The organism is Paenibacillus sp. FSL R5-0407, assembly GCF_038009185.1.
In the GTDB taxonomy this organism is placed as follows: Bacteria; Bacillota; Bacilli; order Paenibacillales; family Paenibacillaceae; genus Fontibacillus; species Fontibacillus vini.
In genome coordinates this window covers 1,499,036-1,521,436 of the sequence record NZ_JBBPAX010000001.1, presented here as the reverse complement: position 1 = coordinate 1,521,436, position 22,401 = coordinate 1,499,036, and the positions used below count along the sequence as shown (strand labels likewise).

Genomic DNA, 22,401 nt, shown 5'->3' with positions numbered 1-22,401 from the left:
AATTTATTTTCCTAGCTTCGGCTTGGACCAGCTTTACATCCGGCGCAGGCTCCAGTAAATGTTTGACTTTGTTGATTCGGACCCCCTATAATGAAAGAAGTGATTTATAGCGCAAGTTGCGGCAATCCTGGGGGGGAGAACATGGAAGCAAAGATCGATAAAATTAAACAGCAGCTGCAATCCCACGGTTATAAATTGACGCCCCAACGGGAAGCCACGGTTCGAGTTCTGCTAGAAAATGAAGATGACCATCTCAGCGCGGAAGATGTATTCATGCTGGTAAAGGATAAGGCTCCCGAGATTGGCCTGGCTACCGTATACCGGACGCTGGAGCTGCTTAGCGAGCTTCATGTGGTTGAGAAGATTAACTTTGGGGACGGGGTTGCCAGATATGACCTGCGTACCGATACGACCAAGCATCACCACCATCACTTGATTTGCGTGCAATGCGGGGCGATGGACGAAATCCGTGAAGACTGGCTGGGTCCATTAGAGGAACGGCTGGAGAAGGAATTCAATTTTACGGTGCTTGATCATCGTTTGGATTTTCAAGGCATTTGCTACCGTTGCAAAGACAAGAACGGGGATCAGCCGGGTAACGGCGGCAAGAAATCATAATAACATGAATGCAAGCTCCGAACGGCCGGACCGTTAGGGGCTTTTTTTAACGTGCTCGAGGGATCTTCAAAACCTGCATATACACCTAGCTCTCTTTATATACTGTTACAAATAGTGTCCAGGCTCCTATTGCAATGATAGGAAAATGGGTAAAGAAAGAGGGAGAGTTATGGTTATCTCGGTTCGCAGAATGCTGAGAACTCTGAAATATTTGCTCGTTTTTGTCGCATTGGCCTATACTTTATATAAAGGTCTGGGATTACTTGATGCGTATGTTTATCCCTTGGATAAATACCGGGTACCGGACGGATCCGCCGTTAAAGTGTTCCTTGCCGGGAGTGCGGAGGGCCATGAAGCGGAAACGATGGCAGAACAGTTAATCCTGTTTTTTTGGTACGGGGAATAGCGACTTTGGCAGCAGGGAAATGAGATCATGTGTGGAATTGAACAATAGAGTGCCACGGGTAAGACATCATTCGACGTTACGAAAGGAGGCGCTGAACATAGAACGATATGCAGCCTCTTTTATTTCATATTTGGCCGGGCAAAAAGATTTAAGCAACTCGACACTGGAAAGCTATAAACGTGACATACGCCAGTTTCTGGACTATTTGCACGACAAGGAAACCGAAGATTTACGGGAAGTTACCAGAGCGGGAATTCTGCTCTATTTCTCCGCGCTTCGGGAAGAGGGCAAGGCCCCGGCAACGATTACGAGGATTTCCGTGGCGTTGAAGGCCTTTTTTCAGTATCTTCTCCAAGAGCGGGTCATTGATCAAGATCCACTTATTACAGTTAAAATGCCGAAATTCGACAAAAGTCTGCCGGCTGTGCTAACGGTGGAAGAAACGGAGCTGCTGCTCCGTATGCCGGACTGCAATCACCCACTAGGGCTTAGGGATAAAGCCATGCTTGAATTGTTGTATGCTACCGGAGTCCGGGTGAGCGAACTGATCTCGCTGAATATGGAAGATATCGATACGAATGTCCGCTTCTTACGCTGCTCAGGGGATACAGGCAAAGAACGTATCTTGCCATTTGGAATAGTGACCGCGGATTGGGTGGGCCGATATTTGCGCGAGGTCCGGCCTGGCTTAGGCCCCAGCGGACCGCAAGACCCCTTGTTTCCAAACCGTTCCGGAGGGAAGATGAGTCGGCAGGGCTTTTGGAAGGTGATTAAGAAGTACGGCGTTGCTGCGGGGATATCCAAAGAAATTACGCCGCATACGCTGCGGCACTCGTTCGCTGTCCATTTGCTTGAAGGCGGGGCGGATGTACGTTCGGTGCAGGAGATGCTCGGACATGCCGATCTTGCCACGATCCAGATGTACCTTAATCATACCCGTCCCAATATCAAAACGGTTTATGATCAATTTCATCCAAGAGCCAAGGGCAGCGTTGAAGCTTGGACCGGTCAATCGTCAACATCGCAATAAGCCGGGAAAGAGAATGGATTTGGGACAAGCAGGGATAACTAACAAGCAAAGATTGAAGGAGTGAAAGACATGCATAATGAGAACGGCTTCGATAAAATTACCGTGATTGTGCTGGACAGCGTAGGTATCGGCGAACTGCCCGATGCTGATAAATTCGGGGACAAGGGTTCCCATACCCTGGGTCACATTCTGGAGAAGGTGCCCGGCACTCGTCTGCCCAATATGCAGAAACTCGGCCTCGGAAATATAGCGGAACTTCCCGGACTTGCTCCGGCGGAGCAACCGGCGGCTTATTTTGGGAAAATGGCCGAGGTTTCGTCCGGCAAGGACACGATGACAGGCCATTGGGAACTGATGGGCCTTAAGATCGAAACTCCGTTCCAAACGTATCCGAACGGTTTCCCGCGCGATCTGGTTGCCCGGTTTGAACAGGAAACGGGCCGGAAAATGATCGGAAACAAGCCGGCTTCGGGAACGGAAATTTTGGACGAGCTCGGCGAAGAGCATATGAAAACGGGAGCGTGGATTGTCTATACCTCCGCAGACAGTGTGTTTCAGATTGCAGCCCATGAAGAGATCATTCCGCTGGAGGAATTGTACCGGGCGTGCGAAATTGCCCGCCGGTTGACGCTCGAGCCGGAGCACTCGGTTGGACGCGTCATCGCGCGGCCTTTTGTCGGAGAGCCGGGCGCTTTCAAGCGGACGCCAAACCGTCATGATTATGCGGTAAGCCCGCCTGAACCGACTGTCCTGAACGCTTTGAAAAATGCGGACAAGGATGTGATCTCCGTTGGGAAAATCAATGATATTTTCTCCGGCGAAGGCATCACCGCTTCCTATCCGACGAAGAGCAACAGACATGGTATCGACGAGACAATTCGCCTAATGGGCGAATCGTTCAACGGCTTGCTGTTTACGAATCTTGTCGACTTTGATTCCTTGTACGGGCACCGCCGCGATCCGGAAGGTTATGCGCGGGCGCTGGAGGAGTTTGACGCTTCGGTTCCGGATTTGCTGGCGCAAGTCGGCGAACGCGATCTGCTCGTTATTACGGCGGACCATGGGAATGACCCAACGCACTCCGGCACCGATCATACACGTGAATATGTGCCGTTGCTCGTTTACGGAAAAGGGTTGTCCGCACCGGGAAGCCTTGGCGTCAGAGCGACCTATGCGGATTTGGCGGCGACGATCGCCGATAATTTCGGCGTACATGCCAGCGAGCACGGAAAGAGCTTTTTGCAGCTATTGAAATAAGAAACGGGAGAGATGACGATGACTACGATACTCACGATTGGCATGATACGGGAAGCTGCGGATTATATCCGCTCAAAAACGAAAACCACTCCAAAAGTAGGGCTGATCCTCGGATCGGGGCTTGGCGTGCTTGCGGACCATATTGAAGAAGCAACAAGCATTCCTTACCACGAAATCCCTTATTTCCCTCAGTCCACCGTGGAGGGACATGCCGGTGAATTGATGATCGGCACCTTAAACGGAACTCCAGTTGTTCTAATGAAAGGCCGTTTCCATATGTATGAAGGATACGGCCCGGAATTGACGGCTTTTCCAGTCCGGGTTATGAAAGAACTCGGGGTGCAGACGCTGTTGGTTACGAATGCAGCGGGCGGGATTAACACGTCCTTCCAGCCGGGCGATCTCATGCTGATCTCGGATCATATTAATTTGACGGGGACCAGCCCGCTCATTGGACAAAACGATAATGAACTGGGTCCTCGTTTCCCTGACATGTCGCAAGCCTATAGCCGCAGACTGCGGGAATTGGCCCGTAAAACGGCGGAGCAGAACGGGGTTCCGCTTCAGGAAGGCGTTTATGTGGGGTTGCTTGGCCCATCGTACGAAACTCCGGCTGAAATCCGTATGCTGCGCACTTTAGGTGGTGACGCGGTCGGCATGTCGACGGTATCGGAAGTTATCGTTGCAAGACATGCGGGCCTCGAGGTGCTTGGAATTTCTTGCATCAGCAATATGGCGTCGGGAATTTTGGACCAGCCTCTGTCCCATGACGAAGTTATGGAAACTACAGACCGTGTCCGGGAGAAATTCCTGAGCCTGGTGCTCGCGATTATTCCTGCAATGTAATTACGGGAGGTGAGGATGAAGATGAGAGCAGTTGATCTGATCCGCAAAAAGAGAGACGGCCAAGAGCTAAGCGGCGAAGAGATCGGTTACCTGGTCAAAGGCTACAGTAACGGAGAAATCCCGGATTATCAAATGGCAGCCTGGGCAATGGCCGTTTACTATCAAGGGATGAGCGCCCGGGAAACTGCCGATTTAACGCTGTCCATGGCCGCGTCCGGAGACATGATCGACCTCAGTTCCATTCATGGAATCAAGGTTGATAAGCATTCGACCGGCGGTGTTGGGGATAAGACAACGATCGTCATTGGTCCCCTTGTAGCGGCAGCCGGGGTACCGGTCGCCAAAATGTCGGGCCGGGGTCTCGGTCATACCGGGGGCACGATCGACAAGCTGGAGGCGATTAGCGGCTTCTCCGTGGAACTGGGGCAGGAGCAGTTTTTCCGCCAGGTGAACGAGATCGGTCTTTCCGTGGTCGGGCAAAGCGGAAATATGACTCCTGCCGACAAGAAGCTGTACGGCCTGCGCGATGTAACGGCTACAGTGGATTCAATTCCGCTGATCGCCAGTTCGGTCATGAGCAAGAAAATCGCTGCGGGTGCGGATGCGATTGTGCTTGATGTCAAGACCGGCAGCGGCGCGTTCATGAAAACGCTGGACGATTCGATCCGGCTGGCCAAAGCTATGGTCGATATCGGCACCCAGGTTGGACGCAGCACCATCGCTGTCATCAGCGATATGGATCAGCCGCTTGGCTATGCGATCGGCAATGCGCTCGAAATTCAGGAAGCGATTGCGACGCTGCGCGGAGAAGGGCCGAAAGACTTGGAGGAAGTTTGTCTGATTCTCGCCTCCCATATGCTCGTTCTTGGCGGCAAGGCAGAGACGGAAGAAGCTGCACGGGCGATCCTTCAGGAGAAGCTGGCCAGCGGAACCGCGCTGGACAGACTGAAAATGTTGGTAGAAGCCCAAGGCGGGGATATCACGCAAATCGAGAACCCCGAACTATTGCCACAGGCCGAGCTTCAAGTGGAAGTGAAGGCCGAGAAAGGCGGTTTCGTCGAGTCGATTCAAGCTGAAGAAATCGGCATTGCGGCGATGCTCCTCGGAGCTGGTAGGGAGACCAAGGATTCGGTGATCGATTTGGCGGCAGGCCTTACGCTTCGCAAGAAAATCGGCGATCCGGTCGAGGTCGGCGAAGTGCTGGCGGTTCTTCACTTGAATACTCCGTACGAGAGTCGGCTGGAAGAGGCGAGCAGCAAGGTGAGAGAAGCTTACGGAATATCCGAAGACAAGGTGCCTCGCAGACCGTTAGTGTTTGCGTTGGTAACGCCGGAAGGCGTTCGGAGATTTTAGCGGAATAAGGGGCTTTAAGCAACACAGGTTCGTGGATACAAAGGTGCGGGAGTGAAGTTACTCCTGCGCCTTTTTTTATGCAAATTTTAATACATAGGCGGTTGAACCCATCTTAATTTCTCTCGCTAGCTCCCCTTTCGTTCAACTAAACTCTTTAATGATCCCTATCAGGAATAATATGACAAGAATTAGCCCATACTAGGTTAGCAGAATCCTGATTTTTATTGAAAAGGGGGACTAATGTTGAAAAAGCGGTTGTTAATTGGATTTACAGCATTGATTCTCGCGTTCCAGTTTTGGCCTGCCACCGGGTTTGCCAATCACGGAGGACCGCATGAGGAAGTCGCGGCAGACGAGATCGCATTGGCCGGGAACGCCCTATCCGCCGTTTTAATCGATGCGGATACGGGGACGGTAATCTACGAGAAAAAGAGTCATGAACAGCTGCCACCGGCCAGCATTACCAAGATCATGACGATGCTGCTTACGATGGAGGCCATTGATAAGGGCAAGCTGAAGATGACCGACAAAGTTATGGCAAGCGAATATGCTTCCTCTATGGGCGGTTCGCAGATCTTTCTGGAGCCCGGCGAAGAAATGACGGTCGATGAATTGTTAAAAGGCGTAGCGATGGCTTCCGGCAATGATGCTTCAGTCGCGCTTGCCGAGAAGATCGCCGGTACGGAAAAGGCCTTCGTTCAGATGATGAACGACAAGGTGAAGGAGCTTGGGCTGAAAGACACCCATTTCTCCAATTGCAACGGATTGCCGGCGGACAATCATTATTCGTCCGCGCATGACATTGCCATGATGAGCAGGGAGCTGCTGAAATACGAGGGCATCACCAAGTATACCGGTTCCTATCAGGACTACCTCCGTAAACAATCCGAGAAACCGTTCTGGCTGGTGAATACGAATAAGCTGGTCCGGTTTTATAGCGGGGCGGACGGTCTGAAAACCGGGTATACTTCGGAGGCTAAATTTTGTCTGGCGGCAACCGCCAAACGGGACGGACTCCGGTTGATAGCCGTAGTTCTCGGGGAACCGAACACGAAGACACGGAACAGCGAAGTATCCGCTATGTTCGACTATGCATTTTCCCAATATGCCCTGCATCCGATCTACAAGGCAGGCGAAATTATCGGCAAGGTTAAAGTGACTAAAGGAGAAGCTTCCCAATTGGAACTCGCTGCTTCTAAGACGATGAGCGTGCTCATCAAGAAGGGAACCGAGCCGGGTTCGATTACGCAAAAGCTGGAAGCGCCAGAGAAACTGGCCGCACCGGTTAAACAGGGGCAAGTTATCGGCAAGCTGGTTGTCTATCAGAACGGGCAAGCGCTGACGGAATTTGAACTGAAGGCGGCTTCCGACGTCAAAAAGGCCGGCTGGTGGACCATGTTTAAACGAACGGCCTCTCATTTGTTTTTTGTAGATTCGTAGCGGTTTTCTTCTAGTTTTGTCACAGGGGAGGAATCCGCAACCGGGCTGTAGAATTGTTGTGTTCATGTCAGGGAGGAGAGTGAACAGACGTGAATTTGAAAATGGAAATGGAAAGACACCGGGAAACACTTGTAGTTCGTTTAGTCGGAGAGCTGGATCACCATACGGCGGACGATGTCCGAATGACTTTGGATGAAGAGATCGGCCGCGGGGTCTGCCGCCATCTTGTTCTCAGCCTCGAGTCTTTGCAGTTTATGGACAGCTCGGGCATCGGAGTGATTTTGGGCAGATACAAGCTGATTAAACAAAAGGGCGGCCGTATGGTCGTTTGCGGGGTAAATCCGCCGGTCTACCGGCTGCTTGAGATGTCAGGTCTGTTCAAGATCATGTCCGTCTACGAGAACGAGAGCACCGCTCTTTCGGAATTGGAGGTCGCCCTATGAGTCAGACCGACCGCAATTTCATGACGCTGCAATTTGCCGCTAAGTCGGAGAATGAATCGTTCGCCCGCGTGACTGTCGCTGCCTTTGTGTCTCAATTGGATCCGACCATGGATGAAATCACCGATTTGAAGACGGTGGTCTCCGAAGCGGTCACCAATTCCATTATTCATGGATATGACGAAGATCCGGAAGGTATCGTTACGATCTCCGCGTCTATCGAAGGAGATACGGTGACTCTCGTGGTGGAAGACAAGGGCAGGGGGATCGAAGATCTGGAGTTAGCCAAGCAGCCGTTGTTTACGTCGAAACCGGAGCTGGAGCGGTCCGGCATGGGTTTCACGATCATGGAGAATTTTATGGATGAATTTGATGTCACCAGCGAGATGGGCGGGGGTACTTCCATCCGGATGAAGAAGAGGATTGTATCTAAGAAAGCTTTGTACAATTAGGGGTTGGAGCTATGGATGCCGAAGTGAAGCAAGCCTCGAGAGAGTATTTGGACGACACGGAAGTGAAGCGGTTGATTGCTCTGAGCCAGAACGGGGATTCCGCGGCCAGAGACCGGCTTGTAAACTGCAACATCCGGCTGGTTTGGTCAGTCGTGCAGCGTTTTATGAACCGGGGTTACGAGCCTGAAGATTTGTTTCAGATCGGATGTATCGGACTGCTGAAATCGGTCGATAAGTTCGATCTCAGCTATGACGTGAAATTTTCAACCTATGCGGTTCCGATGATTATCGGTGAAATCCAGCGCTTTTTGCGTGACGATGGTACCCTTAAGGTAAGTCGCTCGCTCAAAGAAATGGCGAACAAGGTACGCAAAAAGAAAGATGAGCTGTCCAAGCTATTGAATCGGCTTCCTACCGTAAAGGAAGTGGCCGCAGAGCTGGGAGTCACCCCGGAAGACGTCGTGTTTGCCCAGGAGGCGAACAAGCCGCCGGCGTCCATTCATGAGACCGTATTTGAAAATGACGGGGATCCGATCACGCTGATGGATCAAATCGCCGACGAGTCGCAGGAACGCTGGTTCGATAAATTGGCGCTCCATGAAGCGATCGACGGATTATCGGAAAGGGAAAGGCTGATCGTATATTTGCGGTATTATCGCGACCAGACTCAATCCGAAGTTGCCAACCGGCTTGGTATCTCGCAAGTACAGGTATCGCGGCTGGAGAAGAAAATTTTGCAGAGCATTCGCGACCAGATCGCGCAATAGCACCAATTTTACAGGATCCCCTTTAAGCAGATCGTCGCAATAAGCGGCGGTTTGTGAAGGGGATTTTTCAGCGTCAATGAACGGATATACTCGCAAGGAAAGAGGACATCTTATATACTAGAAGTAGATTCGCCATCTAAAACAGAAGGAGATCATAACATGAGCGTACATATTGCAGCCAAACCAGGCGAGATCGCGGAAACTATTCTTTTACCGGGGGATCCGCTCCGGGCCAAGTATATTGCCGAAACGTATTTAAGCGACGTGATTTGCTATAACGAAGTCCGGGGGATGCTGGGATTCACGGGCACCTATCATGGGAAAAGAATCTCTGTGCAAGGCAGCGGGATGGGGATTCCGTCCATTTCGATTTATGCGAATGAACTGATTCGGGATTACGGAGTGAAGAACCTGATTCGCGTCGGCACATGCGGCGGCATGCAGGAGCATGTCCATGTCCGCGACGTTATTCTGGCTCAAGCTTCCTGCACCGATTCCAGCATGAACCGTCATGTGTTCGGCGGCTTCGACTTCGCTCCGATTGCGAGCTTCCCGCTATTGAAAGCGGCTTATGACCGCGGGGTGGAAAAAGGATTGAAGCTGCATGTCGGGAATATTTTCAGCTCGGACATGTTCTATAGGGACGATACGACCGTGACTCAACTGCTGATGAAATACGGCGTGCTTGGCGTAGAGATGGAGACGACCGCACTATATACTCTGGCCGCCAAATATGGAGTCAATGCGTTGACTATTCTGACTGTTAGCGATCATTTGCTTACCGGTGAGGAGACCACTTCGGAAGAACGGCAAACTACCTTTAACCAGATGATGGAAGTTGCTTTGGATACAGCTGCAGCGCTATAAGGCAACGGGAATTCCACGAATATTAAAAAAAGCACCGCCGAGGTGATCGGCAGTGCTTTTTTTCGTTGTTTAAGTGCATCCTATTCTCCCAGGACCTTTAGAACCTTCGGTTCAAGTAAACTATGCTATCAGAGTACTTGAGCTCGTATAAGAGTTCGCTTAGGGAGCCTTCCCCCTGCTTAATTAACTGTAATTCCTACATCTATTTTTACTCCAAATGCTACCTAGGCTAATTTAACTGTAAAAGCTACAGCTATTTCAGAGGATTTAGGTCATTCCGAGCTGAAACCGCTGAATTAACTGTACATTTTCCAGTTATTTAGCTCGAATGAGCTCATTTCACAAATATAACTGCAGGTTTTACAGTTAAGTTGTTGTCGATTGAATAGCTCTGAATAGCAAAGAGGACTGCCGAAGGTATCGGAGTGCTCTTCTTTTCAATTGTTCAGCTTATATAGCGGAGCCCCTCGAAGAGTAAATCGCAGGCGGGCTTGGCATACTATGGGCAATACGGCAGTAAAGGGGTGTCCATTATGGAGAAAGGGACGATCTCTCCCGTTTATCTGCGCCTGCGCAAGCAGGTAAAGCTTCCGATTGGCGCACCTGTCCGGTTGGGGGATATTGCGCGCATACTGGCCGATCCCCGTTATGAAAAGGAGCTCCTTGGGCTCATCATGGACAGGCCGGAGTATAGCGACGGTAACTTGATCGTCATCGACATGCTTCAGGTCATAGCTTGCATCCGTCGAAAGTTCCCTTCGCTGAAGGTTGAAGTGTTGGGGGAACCGCATGTTCTCGTTGAAATGATAACCCGGGAGAAAAAGCCTTCCATCTCTCTTTTTGTTCTCGTCTGGCTGCTTCTGTTTTTCGGTGCCGGTCTGACGATCATGAATTTCCACGCCGATGTCAGCATGCCCGAGGTCCAGGTCCGGATCGTAGAAATGATTACCGGGGAAAGGGACGAGCATCCTTATTTATTTCAAGTGGCATATTCTGTCGGGCTCGGGCTTGGGATGATCATCTTTTTTAACCATTTGTTCAAGAAAAAATGGAATGAGGAACCTACCCCTCTGGAAGTGGAAATGTATCTCTATCAGGAAAATTTGAATCAGTACGTGATTGCCGAGGAATACGAAAAAATGCGCCGGTCCGAAGCGCCTGGAGAGGAGAAAAGGCATTGACTCCAACGCTCTCCCTGATCTTTTCTATATTCTTCGGACTGGCGGGAGGCATTGCGGTCGGAGGCGGGGTGATTGCCCTTTATATCGTGCTGGACATGATTCCGCGTCTGGCCCAAATCACCAGATCCTATGACAAGGTTCACTGGTACGAGGGAGCGATGGTAAGCGGCTCATTCCTCGGTACGATCGCGGATTTTTGGAACTGGAACATTCACGGTCCCTGGATAGGAACCGGTGTGGTCGGCCTGTTCAATGGCATTTTCGTCGGCATGCTGGCAGCCGCGCTTACTGAAGTGCTCAATGTGCTGCCGATATTGGCCAAAAGACTGCATATGCAAAAGTATTTGCTCGGGCTCCTGATGGCGATGGTGTTCGGAAAGGTAGCAGGATCTTTATTTGAATGGTTCGTGTACAGGCGTTAATACAGTTAAGGAGGTATGTCAGCGATGATGGATCACGAACGGGGTGGAACAGGGCAGGAGGGCCAATCCCAGGATATTCCGGAATTCATGCCCGGAACCGGAGAGTTTGCCTGGCCGGAGGATGAAGATCAGGCGAAAGAGGACCGGAGGCATAAGGTGGAGGCCGAACGATCGGATTCTGTAAAGGAGTCGATCCAATATTGGCAGAAGAACGACAAGATCAGCCGCAGTTTGACCACGACTAAGAAAACGCTGGAGGAAGTCGTCGGCCTCGGTCAAGGTTTTGATGTCGTTTTCCGGGAAATGACTTTTGGCGGTAAACGAACGGGTCTCTTTTTTATCAATGGATTTGCCAAAGATACGATAATGCAGGAAATCATCAAGCGATTGACCTACTTGACACCGGAAAATCTGACGACAGGTGCGCTTCGATCCTTCTTCGATCTTTACATCCCGCATATTCAAGTGGAAAAAACGGAGCATCTCAGCTCGGCGGTTAACAATGTGCTGATCGGCATGAGTGTTCTGTTTATTGAAGGTGAACAATCGGCCATTGTCATGGATACTCGTTCTTACCCGGTCCGCAGCCCGGAGGAACCGTCGCTGGAAAGAGTTGTTCGTGGCGCTCGTGACGGTTTTACCGAGACGCTGCTGACGAATGTAACGCTTGTACGGAGAAGGCTCCGCGATCCCGGCATCAAATTCGAAGCGATGAAGGTGGGACGGCGAAGTCAAACCGATGTTTGTATCGCATATATTGACGACATTGCGGATAAGGTACTCGTGGATGCGGTGAGAGAGAAACTCAAGGGCGTTGAAATGGACGGTATTCCCTTGGCCGACAAGCAGCTTGAGGAAGCGATCGTGAAAAAAGGGTGGAATCCCTACCCGCTGGTCCGTTACTCCGAACGTCCGGATGTGGTCGCTTCCCATCTGATGGAGGGCCGGGTCGTCATCTTCGTCGACACCTCGCCAAGCGTCATGATTTTGCCGACAACGTTCTTCGATTTATGTCAGCATGCGGAGGAAAACAGGCAAACCCCGTTCATGGGCACCTATTTGCGTTGGGTGCGTTTCTTCGGAATCTTTGCCTCCTTATTTCTGCTTCCGATATGGATGCTTATGGTAATCCATCCGGAGCTGAAGCCGGCGATGCTGGATTTCATCGGCCCGCAAAAAATGGCCAAAATCCCGATTATCGCCCAGTTTTTACTGGTGGAATTCGGGGTCGACTTGATGCGGATGGCAGCCGTACATACGCCGACTCCGCTCGCCTCAGCCATGGGTCTGATCGCGGCGATCCTCATAGGCGATATCGCCGTTAAGACCGGCCTGTTCGTGAACGAAGTCGTGCTATATATGGCTGTGGCCGCCATCGGGATGTTTGCGACGCCGAGCTACGAGCTCGGACTTGCCAATAGGGTAGTCAGGCTGATCATGCTGGTACTGGTTGCCATATTCGGCGTACCTGGCCTTGTAGGAGGAGTCACGGCGTTCATTATTTTCCTCAGTACCCAACGTTCGTTTAACTCCTCTTATTTGTGGCCGTTTATTCCGTTTAATGCAAAGGCGATGGCTGGAATTCTGATCCGGGTTCCGGTGCTTACCTCGAAGCAAAGACCGTCCTTCACCAAGACGCGAGATAATACCCGTATGCCGCGCAGTGAGAGATGATTTGGGCGTGTCCAGAAAAAAACACAAATGATAATCGAAAAAATCCATTTTTCAGTTCGCGGGTTGTTTGATATACTGGTGAAAATTGAAAGTGGAGGACTGCATAGATGTATTTACATGGTACCAGCAAAATCAATCCTAAAGGACATCTGGAGATCGGCGGCGTCGACACGGTCGAGTTGAAAGAAACTTACGGCACCCCGCTGTATATCATGGATGAAGCGCTCATCCGGCAAAGATGCCGTGAATATATGGAAGCGTTCCGTGCTTCGGGATTGTCGTTTCAGGTGGCCTATGCCAGCAAAGCATTTTGCGTGATGGCGATGTGCCGTCTGGTCGAGGAAGAAGGACTGTCCCTCGATGTCGTTTCAGAGGGAGAATTGTACACCGCCCTCGAGGCTGGCTTCCCTGCAGAGCGAATCCATTTTCACGGGAACAACAAGACTCCTGAAGAGCTTGAAATGGCGATTCAGGCCAATATTGGTTGTTTTGTCGTTGATAATTTTACTGAAATTCATATGCTGCAGGCGTTGGCCGCAGACAAAGGACTCTCGGTTAATATTCTCCTGCGCGTAACCCCTGGTGTGGAAGCTCATACGCATGAGTATATTTCTACGGGCCAGACGGATTCGAAATTCGGTTTCGATATCGGTAACGGATCTGCATTTGAAGCGGTAGAGCTGGCTTCACGCAGTTCGAATCTTCGTCTGCTCGGTTTGCATTCCCACATCGGTTCGCAAATTTTCGAGGTGGAAGGCTTCCAACTGGCGGTAGAACGTGTGGCCGAGTTCTCCATTCAAGTTAAGGAAAAACTGGATGTCTTATTCAAAGTGATCAACCTAGGCGGAGGATTCGGAATCCGCTATACGGAAGAAGACACGCCGCTTCAGGTTTCGGATTATGTAAAAGCGATTACCGATGCCGTAAAATCGTCATTTGCAAGCGCATATCCGCAGCTCCCTGAAATTTGGGTGGAACCGGGCCGGAGCATTGTCGGAGATGCCGGTACGACGTTGTATACCGTAGGAACGAGCAAGGATATTCCGGGTGTTCGTAAATACGTGTCCGTCGATGGCGGAATGACGGATAATCCGCGTCCTGCATTGTACGACTCCAAGTATGAAGCTATGTTGGCGAACCGCAGCTTGGATGCTGCCGAAGAAACGGTATCCATTGCAGGCAAATGCTGCGAAAGCGGGGATATGCTGATTTGGGATTTGGAGCTGCCTAAAGTGAATTCGGGCGATTTGCTCGCCGTTGCATGCACGGGCGCGTACAACTATGCTATGGCCAGCAACTACAACCGGATCCGTCGTCCGGCGGTCGTATTCGTTCAAAATGGGCAAAGCGATCTTGTCGTAAAGCGTGAAAGCTTACAGGATATTACTTCCTGCGACGTGATCCCCGAGCGGATTGCAAAGCAGCCGTCGTTCAAGTAAACGGAACTGAACTGTGAAATACAGGTGTAACAGCATCATACGACTGGCCGGGAGGCCGGATTGGATGATGCTGTTGCATTTTTTTTGCGCCATATTTTGCTACGGACGTCATTTCATAGTACACTTGAAGAGGTTTGTCTGAAGTTAATACAATGATAATTCGAAGAAGGAAGTGACCCATATGAAAAAAGGGAAAATTGTTTTGGAAAAAGGCGGAGAGGTTGAAATTCAATTTCTGCCCGAAGAAGCGCCAGGAACGGTAGCCAACTTCGAAAAGCTGGCGAATTCCGGATATTATAACGGCTTGACTTTCCACCGCGTTATTCCGGGCTTTGTTGCTCAAGGCGGATGCCCGGTCGGTAACGGCACGGGTGGCCCTGGCTACACCATCAAATGTGAAACGTCGACTAACACGACAAAGCACGAGCGCGGCGTATTGTCCATGGCTCATGCAGGCAAAGACACCGGCGGCAGCCAGTTCTTTATCGTCTACGAGCCGCAGCCGCATTTGAATGGCGTCCATACGGTATTCGGCAAAGTAACTTCCGGCATGGAGCTTGTCGATCAGGTTCGCCCTGGCGACAAAATGAAAGAAGTTACGGTTTGGGACGAAGCGTAATTGAAATAGAATAGAATCAACAACAATAACCCCTCTGAAGGATTACTCCTCAGAGGGGTTTCGTATTTGCACAATTTCGGCATATTTTAACTGTTAGTGGTCTGCCGCTTCGTCCTTAACCTCTTCGCGGAACCCGCGAATGCTGTCGAGGCGCCGGGCGTTCTTTTCCTCTATTTGGTGTTTTTCTTCGCCGGAAATTTCGTCGGCATGCTCACTTAAATAATCCTGGCCTTCCCGGAAATTTTTAATCGTATTTTGAATGCTGGACTGTAGTTTTTCAACATTATCAGAGCGATCATCAGGTTTTGCCACGAATGAATTCCTCCTAATGTAGATGAAATTTTTATTGAATTAACGGGTGTCGGAGTTATTTTCGCTCAGAGGCGGAGTTTTTATTCCCGGACGGGGGCGGGAGCAATGTCCTTGATTTTTTTAGGGGTTAGTGATAACATTCGGGTTGCAACAAATAATTAACTGAATAGCATTCCTTCGGGGCAGGGTGAAATTCCCTACCGACGGTGATGGCTGGCTTCGATGACCGTGGCATCCTTTGACTGGATGTGATTTGAATCGGAGCAAGCACGAGTCCGTGACCCGTATGCGAGCTTAACCAGCAGCATATGGCTGAGCCGGTGTGATTCCGGGACCGACAGTATAGTCTGGATGGGAGAAGGAGACGCGGAACGCATGGGGTTTAATGAATTTTTAGACACGCCATGTGTTCAAATATAGGAAGCAGTTCTTAAAGTAATTGTTTTCACAATGTCATATTTGCGTTGGGAAAATATTGCTTTATGAGGACGGCAGACGTTTGATTTGTCATGCATCAGCTTTGACATCTTCTATTTGCGTTTGCTTGCTTTATTCGCGTACATACATTTCTCTCAATTTACCCTGCCGGAATGCTCCGGCGGGTTTTTTTACATTTTCGCAAGGAAGGAGGACATTCAATTGAACAATATCAACGACGAGTATTATATGGGACTGGCGATTCAAATGGCGGAACGATCCCAAGGCCAGACGGGCATCAATCCGGTCGTCGGGGCGGTTGTGGTAAAGGAAGGCGCGGTCGTTGGCTTGGGTACGCATCTCAGGCGCGGTACGCCGCATGCAGAAGTACACGCTCTTAATATGGCCGGCGAAATGGCCGAAGGCAGCACGGTTTATGTAACTCTTGAGCCATGCAGTCACCATGGGTTGACACCGCCTTGTTCCGAACGCTTGATTCGGGAAAAAGTGGCACGGGTCGTCGTTGCCAGTGAAGATCCCAATCCGCAAGTGGCGGGACGGGGAATACGGAGCTTGCGGGAAAATGGGATCCAGGTGGATGTCGGCGTTCTCCGCGAAGAAGCAATTAGGTTCAACAAGGCATTTATCAAATTTATTACAACAGGGCTTCCTTACGTCACGATCAAAACCGCAAGCACGCTGGACGGCAAAATAGCTTCGAGAACCGGAGACAGCAAGTGGATTTCGAACGAAGCAGCAAGGGAGATGGTCCATACGATGCGGCACCGGCATCAGGCCATCATGGTCGGGGTCGGAACTATCATAGCTGATGATCCGCAGTTGACAACCCGGCTTCCGGTGCCGGGGCTGTCACCGGTTCGTATTATCGTCGACTCGCAGCTGCGGATCCCGGAAAGCGCCAGAGTGCTTAACGACGGCGCAGCTCCGACAGTCCTTCTAACGACGGATAAAGCTGACCCGGACAAGGTGCTTGCTTTGCGTGAGCGGGGGATTAAGGTCATTCCGTGCGGCGAGGGACCGAAGGTTGATTTGAAATTGGCTATGGCAAAGCTTGGCGAGCAGGAGATTTCATCCATTCTCGTAGAGGGCGGGGGGAGATTGAACGGCTCTTTGATTCAAGAGCAATTGGCCGATCAAGTTGTCATGTTTTTTGCCCCTAAGCTGATAGGAGGGCTCGAGTCTCCCGGGAATTTTATGTTTGACGGTTACAGCCTGATGAAAGACGCAGTTCATTTAACCGATTTGGAAGTGGAGCAAATGGGGGATAATGTGTGCATCAAAGGAACACCTGTCTGGTCAGGCGCTACTAAGGAAGGACTCAAAATTTAGGAGTAAGGAGGGGAGCTTATGTTCACCGGACTAGTAGAGGAGATCGGGACAATAAAATCGGTTAGCCGCAAAGGAGAAGCGATGGTCCTTGGCATCTCGGCCAGCGTGGTAACGGAAGGCTTGAAGCTGGGAGACAGCATCTCCGTCAACGGAGTTTGCCTGACGGCCACCTCCTTTGACTCTTCTTCTTTTGCTGTCGATGTGATGCCGCAAACTTACCGCCACACGAACCTCAAGGATTTGAAGCCGGGTAGCCGGATCAATCTGGAACGGGCCATGGCGGCAGGCGGAAGATTCGGCGGCCATCTTGTTCAGGGGCATGTGGACGGAATAGGGACGATTATCCGGGTCCGCAAAGATCAAAATGCGGTCGTATATGAGATTGAACCGGCAGAATCGTCCATGTTCAAATATATAATTCCCCAAGGATCGATTACGGTTGACGGAATAAGTCTTACTGTAGTGCAGACTTCGGGCGGGCGGTTCTCGGTATCCATAATTCCTCATACTCTCGCCGAAACGGGGCTTGCATTCAAACGTCCCGGCGATACGGTAAATATGGAATGCGACGTCCTGGGCAAATATGTGGAGCACTTGCTCAAATTCGGAAGGGCCCAAAACGGAACTGCTCAGGACGACGAATCGGAAGATAGTAGAGGCGGCATCAATCTTGCGTTCCTCTCGGAGCATGGATTTGCGTGAAGAAAGTTGAGAGTGGAGGGGATTTAGATGAGTGATAGTGATATCCAGTTGGACCGCGTTGAGGAAGCGATTTATGAATTGATGCGCGGAAAAGTGATTATAGTCGTCGACGATGAAGATCGTGAAAATGAAGGGGATTTCGTTGCGTTAGCCGAGAAAGCTACGCCCGAAGTCATCAATTTTATGATTACTCAGGGGCGCGGGCTGGTCTGTCTGCCGATTACGCAAGAGCGTGCCGATGAGCTTGAATTACAACCGATGGTAGCGCAAAACACCGATTATCATGGGACAGCCTTTACGGTTTCCATTGACCATAAAGACACTACGACGGGGATTTCCGCGTATGAACGTTCCCTGACAGTACGCGGGATTATGGACCCCGAGGCCAAACCGGCCCATTTCCGCCGTCCGGGTCACATGTTTCCGCTGATCGCCAAGAAGGGCGGCGTTCTGCGGCGGGCCGGCCATACGGAAGCCGCGGTGGATCTGGCGCGGATGTGCGGAGCATATCCCGCAGGAGTCATCTGCGAGGTGATCAAGGAGGACGGAACCATGGCTCGGCTCCCCGACCTTATGGAGATCGCCAAAACCTTTGATCTCAAGCTGATCAGTGTCAAAGACCTGATTCATTACCGTAATGAAAAGGAAAAGCTGGTCAACCGGGAAGTCGAGGTTCGTATGCCAACGGATTATGGGGAATTCCGGGCAATTGCCTACACAAACGACGTCGATACGAAAGAGCATGTCGCCCTGGTAAAAGGGGAAATCGGCGGAGACGAACCGGTGCTGGTGCGGGTGCATTCGGAATGCCTGACGGGAGACGTATTCCATTCGCATCGCTGTGACTGCGGGCCGCAGTTCGAAGCGGCGCTGAAACAGATCGAACAGGAAGGCAGAGGGGTATTGCTCTATATGAGGCAAGAGGGACGCGGTATCGGTCTTATTAACAAACTGAAGGCCTACAAACTCCAGGAGCAAGGCCTGGATACCGTGGACGCCAACCTCAAGCTTGGTTTTCCGGCCGACCTGCGCGATTACGGCATCGGTGCCCAGATATTAAAGGATCTTGGCGTTCGCCAAATCCGTCTGCTTACCAACAACCCGCGCAAGATCAAAGGGCTGGAGGGTTATGGCCTGGAAGTGGTGGAGCGCGTACCGATTCAAATGGAGGAAAATGAAGATAATTCCGGTTACCTTCATACTAAGCAATCGAAGTTGGGGCATTTGTTGAAATTCGATGACCTGGAGCAAAACGAGTCTTCTGAAATATAAAATAATAATTTCCTAATAGTGGAAGGATGGTATTCAAAATGATGAATGTATATGAAGGAAATCTAGTATCAAACGGCTTGAAATACGCGATTGTAGTTGGACGGTTCAACGAATTTATTACCAGCAAGCTGCTGGGCGGAGCGCTGGATGCGCTGAAGCGCCATGGCGTTAAGGACGAAGAGGTCAGCGTAGCTTGGGTGCCAGGTGCATTCGAAATTCCGTTTGCGGCACAGAAGCTGGCGGAAAGCGGAAAGTATGATGCAGTGATCACGCTGGGCACCGTCATTCGCGGTTCAACTTCGCATTATGACTATGTATGCAACGAAGCGGCTAAAGGCGTTGCCGCGGTCGGACTAAAAACGGGAGTTCCTACTATCTTCGGCGTCGTGACTACCGAAAACATTGAACAGGCGATCGAACGTGCCGGCACCAAGGCCGGGAACAAGGGATGGGATGCCGCAATGGCAGCCATTGAAATGGCGAACTTGACGAATCAGCTAAAATAGTGCTTATTTAATGTAGTACCCTTCTTTTTCGGGGTACTGCATTTTTCTTTTATAAGCTATTTTGCATGTCATGGGTGGGGGAAGTTCATTGACGACAGTATTATACAAGCTGGAATCATTCGAAGGACCGCTGGACCTTCTATTGCATTTGATCGATAAAGCGGAGATAGATATTCACCAAATTTCGATCAGTGAAATTACGGACCAGTACCTCGAATATTTACACAATATGCAGGAGCTGGAACTGGAAGTGACCAGTGAATTTCTTGTCATGGCGGCGACGTTGCTGTCGATCAAGAGCAAGCAGCTGCTGCCCAAGCCGCCAGTGATCGAATTTGACGATGATTTCGATTATTTGATGGAGGACGAAGAGGATCCCCGGGATGAACTCATCCGCCAACTGATCGAATACCGCAAATATAAAGGGATTGCCGAGCATCTTCACGAGCGCGAGTGGGAACGCAGTTTGATATTTTCCAAGGAGCCGGAGGATCTGACACCGTATTTACCCGAAATCGAAGAGAATCCCGTCAAAGGCCTGCATGCCGCGGACCTGATTGCGGTTTTCCAGAAGGCGATCCGGAAAGCGGTCAAGCGCAACACGGTAGCTCGTATTCACCGGGATGAAATTTCGGTCAAGGACCGGATCCGGGAAGTCGTTTCCGCGCTGGAAAGTGTAGGAAAGGGAGGCAGGCTCCTGTTCTCCAAGCTGCTGCATCAGGAAATGTACCGGCATGAAATTGTAGTTACTTTTCTGGCGATTTTAGAACTGATGAAAATGAAACAAATCGTATGTTATCAAAACAAGTTGTTCGATGATATTGTCATGGAGTGGAGAGGGGTAGTAAAGGCAGATGAATTATCAGGAATTGAAATCGATTATTGAGGGGTTGCTATTCTTAGCAGGTGAGGAAGGAATCAGTTTGAAGCAGCTTGCGGAGGTGACTGAGCAAAGGCAGGATTTAGTCGCGGATGCGCTTCAAGATATGAAGAATTCCTTCGAGCGGGCAGGTCGGGGCTTGCAAATCGTCCAGATCGCCGGTAATTATCAGCTCGCTACGTTGCCGCAGCACGCGCCTTATTTCGAGAAGCTTGCCTATTCACCCTCACGTTCCTCTCTGTCCCAGGCGGCATTGGAGACGCTCTCCATTATCGCATACCGTCAGCCGATTACCCGAATTGAGGTGGAGGAAATTCGGGGCGTAAAGTCGGAACGAGCCATCCACACCCTGGTAAACAAAGATCTTATTGAAGAGGTCGGCCGGGCGGAGGCGATCGGACGTCCTATTTTATACGGAACGACCAAAGCTTTCCTCGATTATTTCGGTCTGGCCAGTTTGAAGGATCTGCCGGATCTGGCCGATTTCGAAAGTGCTGAGCAATTAGAGGAAGAGACTCAGCTGTTATTTCAGAAGCTTGAGGAGCAGCAGCTCACTTTTGACGATGTCGACAAGACGGGGCAGGAAGCTAATCCGGAACAGGAACAGCAGCAAGAGGAACAAGAACAAGAGAGTTGATGGGGAATGATCGTGTACCCGTATCAGCGCAAATGAATAGTCTGCTCAAGCCGCCCTTACGGGCGGCTTTTTTGTGTTGCATACTACGCCAAAATGCCAAACTTGGAATTTTTTAATGATAACCGTGCCATACTATTCGGAGCTTGTTATCTGATTATGGCTTGGAGGGCACTCCCGTGTGGATTTGGCTCGGAAGCATCCTGGTCCTGTTGCTGCTGGTCCTGACGCTGATTTTGTTATCCAAAATAACGTTTCATATCAAGCTCAAGAAGGAAAACAAGGATGAGACGATTATGATTGATGTAACGCTATTGTTCGGGCTGCTTACATATCATTATCGGATTCCGGCCCTTGGGCTGAATAAGCTGCAGGACGGCTTATGGGTCGAGAACAATAGTAGCGATAATTTCTTCAAGACGCATACTTCGGCCGGGGAGCAGGAAATCGATAAGGAAAAAGTAAACCTCTGGGCGGAGCAATTTCGCGATATGATCCGGGCAACCAGAGGATTGAAAAAGTGGCTGAATACGACACTTCGCCGGGTCACCTTGGTCAGCATGGAATGGTCTACAAATGTGGCGCTTACCGATGCAGCCCATACGGCAACCCTTACCGGCGCGTTATGGGCTTTGAAAACTACGCTGATCGGATGGCTTTCCTACCATATTTCCTTGCGGCAACGTCCGAAGTTGTTTGTCGTTCCCGTATTCGGCGGTTCCCCGTTATTTTCCACCGAGCTCAACTGTACGGCTGAAATACGTCTCGGGAATGCTGTTTATGCTGGAATGGTTCTGGTGGTCCGCGTATTGAAAGTTAAGGGCGGAGTGAAGAAGTGGAGAAGCCTCCTTTCGAAGGGCAATCAATCAGGAGAGTAAGTCCCGTTACGATTTAGGAATAAAAAGGGATGGTGCATACTCCTCCTTCAAAGTGCCCACAATACGAAAAAGCGATGGTAAGTACTTATCTATATCGCACTGAGGAGGAATTTTTATGGTTGAGCATCCGATACAAGGGCTAATGAAAACCGCGATGGAAAACATCAAGGATATGGTTGACGTGAATACGATTGTCGGGGAGCCGGTCGAAACGCCGGACGGCAGCGTCATTCTTCCGATCAGCCGGGTCGGTTTCGGCTTTGCAGCCGGGGGCAGTGATTTCAACATTGACGAGAAACCCGAAAAGAGCGGGACGACCTCTGAAGGAGGCAAAGCCCGGCCGTTTGGCGGCGGCAGCGGCGGCGGCGTGTCGATCAATCCGATCGCATTTCTCGTGGTCGGTAAACAGGGGGTTCACATCGTTCCGCTTGATAATCAAACCCACTTGATGGAGAAGGTGATCGATGCGGTTCCCATGCTGATCGATAAAATCCAGACCATGTTTCCGAATGGCTCGGTCCAAACCGTGACAAGTTCGGTAACCACAGGCAAGCCGGATGTTGCAAGTGCCGCGGAAGCGGCTATCCATCCTTTTGCCTAAAGAGCCGTTCCCTTCCGGAACCCCGGAGGGGACTTTTT

The 22,401-nt window shown here is 50.6% G+C and carries 25 protein-coding genes and 1 riboswitch; of the genes, 24 read left to right on the top strand and 1 reads right to left on the bottom strand.

Annotated features, from left to right (window positions below; all coding sequences use genetic code 11):
- Window positions 1–141 precede the first annotated feature (141 nt).
- The 16 genes from fur (at window position 142) to NYE70_RS07370 (ending at window position 14,811) form a co-directional block, all read left to right on the top strand.
- Window positions 142–618, top strand: a complete 477-nt coding sequence (gene fur, locus NYE70_RS07445) for a ferric iron uptake transcriptional regulator (protein ID WP_211019558.1) — start codon at window positions 142–144, stop codon at window positions 616–618.
- 169 nt (window positions 619–787) lie between these two features.
- The gene (locus tag NYE70_RS07440) at window positions 788–1,024 is read left to right on the top strand and encodes a DUF4227 family protein (protein ID WP_341045552.1); all 237 of its coding nucleotides are present in this window, start codon (window positions 788–790) and stop codon (window positions 1,022–1,024) included.
- 19 nt (window positions 1,025–1,043) lie between these two features.
- Complete coding sequence (xerD, locus tag NYE70_RS07435; RefSeq protein ID WP_341045550.1) at window positions 1,044–2,054, top strand: site-specific tyrosine recombinase XerD; 1,011 nt, start codon at window positions 1,044–1,046, stop codon at window positions 2,052–2,054.
- A gap of 69 nt (window positions 2,055–2,123) precedes the next feature.
- Window positions 2,124–3,311, top strand: coding sequence for a phosphopentomutase (gene deoB, locus NYE70_RS07430; protein ID WP_211019555.1), 1,188 nt, complete (start codon window positions 2,124–2,126; stop codon window positions 3,309–3,311).
- An 18-nt stretch (window positions 3,312–3,329) separates the two neighbouring features.
- On the top strand, window positions 3,330–4,157 hold the full coding sequence (locus tag NYE70_RS07425; protein ID WP_211019554.1) for a purine-nucleoside phosphorylase: 828 nt from the start codon (window positions 3,330–3,332) through the stop codon (window positions 4,155–4,157).
- A 21-nt stretch (window positions 4,158–4,178) separates the two neighbouring features.
- Window positions 4,179–5,510: a pyrimidine-nucleoside phosphorylase gene (locus NYE70_RS07420; RefSeq protein ID WP_211020183.1), complete on the top strand. Its 1,332-nt coding sequence runs from the start codon at window positions 4,179–4,181 to the stop codon at window positions 5,508–5,510.
- A 243-nt stretch (window positions 5,511–5,753) separates the two neighbouring features.
- Window positions 5,754–6,950 (top strand): D-alanyl-D-alanine carboxypeptidase family protein, encoded by a 1,197-nt coding sequence (locus NYE70_RS07415; RefSeq protein ID WP_341047538.1) that lies wholly within the window; start codon window positions 5,754–5,756, stop codon window positions 6,948–6,950.
- Window positions 6,951–7,039: 89 nt separating this feature from the next.
- The gene (gene spoIIAA, locus NYE70_RS07410; RefSeq protein WP_341045549.1) at window positions 7,040–7,393 is read left to right on the top strand and encodes an anti-sigma F factor antagonist; all 354 of its coding nucleotides are present in this window, start codon (window positions 7,040–7,042) and stop codon (window positions 7,391–7,393) included.
- Window positions 7,390–7,842, top strand: coding sequence for an anti-sigma F factor (gene spoIIAB, locus NYE70_RS07405; RefSeq protein ID WP_211019551.1), 453 nt, complete (start codon window positions 7,390–7,392; stop codon window positions 7,840–7,842). The genes spoIIAA and spoIIAB overlap by 4 nt, the downstream gene beginning before the upstream one ends.
- An 11-nt stretch (window positions 7,843–7,853) precedes the next feature.
- A complete protein-coding gene (sigF, locus tag NYE70_RS07400) occupies window positions 7,854–8,609 on the top strand; it encodes an RNA polymerase sporulation sigma factor SigF (protein ID WP_211019550.1) in 756 nt (251 codons plus the stop codon).
- A 159-nt stretch (window positions 8,610–8,768) separates the two neighbouring features.
- The gene (gene deoD, locus NYE70_RS07395; protein ID WP_290406176.1) at window positions 8,769–9,476 is read left to right on the top strand and encodes a purine-nucleoside phosphorylase; all 708 of its coding nucleotides are present in this window, start codon (window positions 8,769–8,771) and stop codon (window positions 9,474–9,476) included.
- Between the two features lie 533 nt (window positions 9,477–10,009).
- Window positions 10,010–10,657, top strand: coding sequence for a stage V sporulation protein AA (locus tag NYE70_RS07390; protein WP_213654014.1), 648 nt, complete (start codon window positions 10,010–10,012; stop codon window positions 10,655–10,657).
- Window positions 10,654–11,079: a stage V sporulation protein AB gene (locus NYE70_RS07385; protein WP_341045546.1), complete on the top strand. Its 426-nt coding sequence runs from the start codon at window positions 10,654–10,656 to the stop codon at window positions 11,077–11,079. Before NYE70_RS07390 ends, NYE70_RS07385 begins: the two co-directional genes overlap by 4 nt.
- A 27-nt stretch (window positions 11,080–11,106) precedes the next feature.
- Complete coding sequence (locus NYE70_RS07380; protein ID WP_435530072.1) at window positions 11,107–12,753, top strand: spore germination protein; 1,647 nt, start codon at window positions 11,107–11,109, stop codon at window positions 12,751–12,753.
- Between the two features lie 107 nt (window positions 12,754–12,860).
- Complete coding sequence (gene lysA / locus NYE70_RS07375; RefSeq protein ID WP_341045544.1) at window positions 12,861–14,192, top strand: diaminopimelate decarboxylase; 1,332 nt, start codon at window positions 12,861–12,863, stop codon at window positions 14,190–14,192.
- Between the two features lie 181 nt (window positions 14,193–14,373).
- Window positions 14,374–14,811, top strand: a complete 438-nt coding sequence (locus NYE70_RS07370) for a peptidylprolyl isomerase (RefSeq protein WP_211020932.1) — start codon at window positions 14,374–14,376, stop codon at window positions 14,809–14,811.
- A gap of 93 nt (window positions 14,812–14,904) precedes the next feature.
- Here NYE70_RS07370 and tlp read toward each other — a convergent pair whose 3' ends face one another.
- The gene (gene tlp / locus NYE70_RS07365) at window positions 14,905–15,123 is read right to left on the bottom strand and encodes a small acid-soluble spore protein Tlp (protein ID WP_290406179.1); all 219 of its coding nucleotides are present in this window, start codon (window positions 15,121–15,123) and stop codon (window positions 14,905–14,907) included.
- 169 nt (window positions 15,124–15,292) lie between these two features.
- Window positions 15,293–15,490, top strand: a riboswitch (FMN riboswitch).
- Between the two features lie 272 nt (window positions 15,491–15,762).
- Here tlp and ribD point away from each other — a divergent pair.
- From ribD to ytfJ, 8 genes are all read left to right on the top strand, one after another.
- A complete protein-coding gene (gene ribD, locus NYE70_RS07360; protein ID WP_213654017.1) occupies window positions 15,763–16,890 on the top strand; it encodes a bifunctional diaminohydroxyphosphoribosylaminopyrimidine deaminase/5-amino-6-(5-phosphoribosylamino)uracil reductase RibD in 1,128 nt (375 codons plus the stop codon).
- Between the two features lie 18 nt (window positions 16,891–16,908).
- Complete coding sequence (locus tag NYE70_RS07355) at window positions 16,909–17,592, top strand: riboflavin synthase (RefSeq protein WP_213654018.1); 684 nt, start codon at window positions 16,909–16,911, stop codon at window positions 17,590–17,592.
- A gap of 27 nt (window positions 17,593–17,619) precedes the next feature.
- Window positions 17,620–18,864, top strand: a complete 1,245-nt coding sequence (locus NYE70_RS07350; RefSeq protein ID WP_211020928.1) for a bifunctional 3,4-dihydroxy-2-butanone-4-phosphate synthase/GTP cyclohydrolase II — start codon at window positions 17,620–17,622, stop codon at window positions 18,862–18,864.
- A 38-nt stretch (window positions 18,865–18,902) separates the two neighbouring features.
- Window positions 18,903–19,370, top strand: coding sequence for a 6,7-dimethyl-8-ribityllumazine synthase (gene ribH / locus NYE70_RS07345; protein WP_280520359.1), 468 nt, complete (start codon window positions 18,903–18,905; stop codon window positions 19,368–19,370).
- A 70-nt stretch (window positions 19,371–19,440) separates the two neighbouring features.
- Window positions 19,441–20,256: a segregation and condensation protein A gene (locus NYE70_RS07340; RefSeq protein WP_211020985.1), complete on the top strand. Its 816-nt coding sequence runs from the start codon at window positions 19,441–19,443 to the stop codon at window positions 20,254–20,256.
- A complete protein-coding gene (gene scpB, locus NYE70_RS07335; protein WP_213654020.1) occupies window positions 20,225–20,887 on the top strand; it encodes an SMC-Scp complex subunit ScpB in 663 nt (220 codons plus the stop codon). Before NYE70_RS07340 ends, scpB begins: the two co-directional genes overlap by 32 nt.
- A 176-nt stretch (window positions 20,888–21,063) precedes the next feature.
- Window positions 21,064–21,762: a DUF2953 domain-containing protein gene (locus NYE70_RS07330; protein WP_213654021.1), complete on the top strand. Its 699-nt coding sequence runs from the start codon at window positions 21,064–21,066 to the stop codon at window positions 21,760–21,762.
- Between the two features lie 115 nt (window positions 21,763–21,877).
- Window positions 21,878–22,363, top strand: a complete 486-nt coding sequence (gene ytfJ, locus NYE70_RS07325) for a GerW family sporulation protein (RefSeq protein ID WP_213654022.1) — start codon at window positions 21,878–21,880, stop codon at window positions 22,361–22,363.
- The last annotated feature ends 38 nt before the right edge of the window (window positions 22,364–22,401 follow it).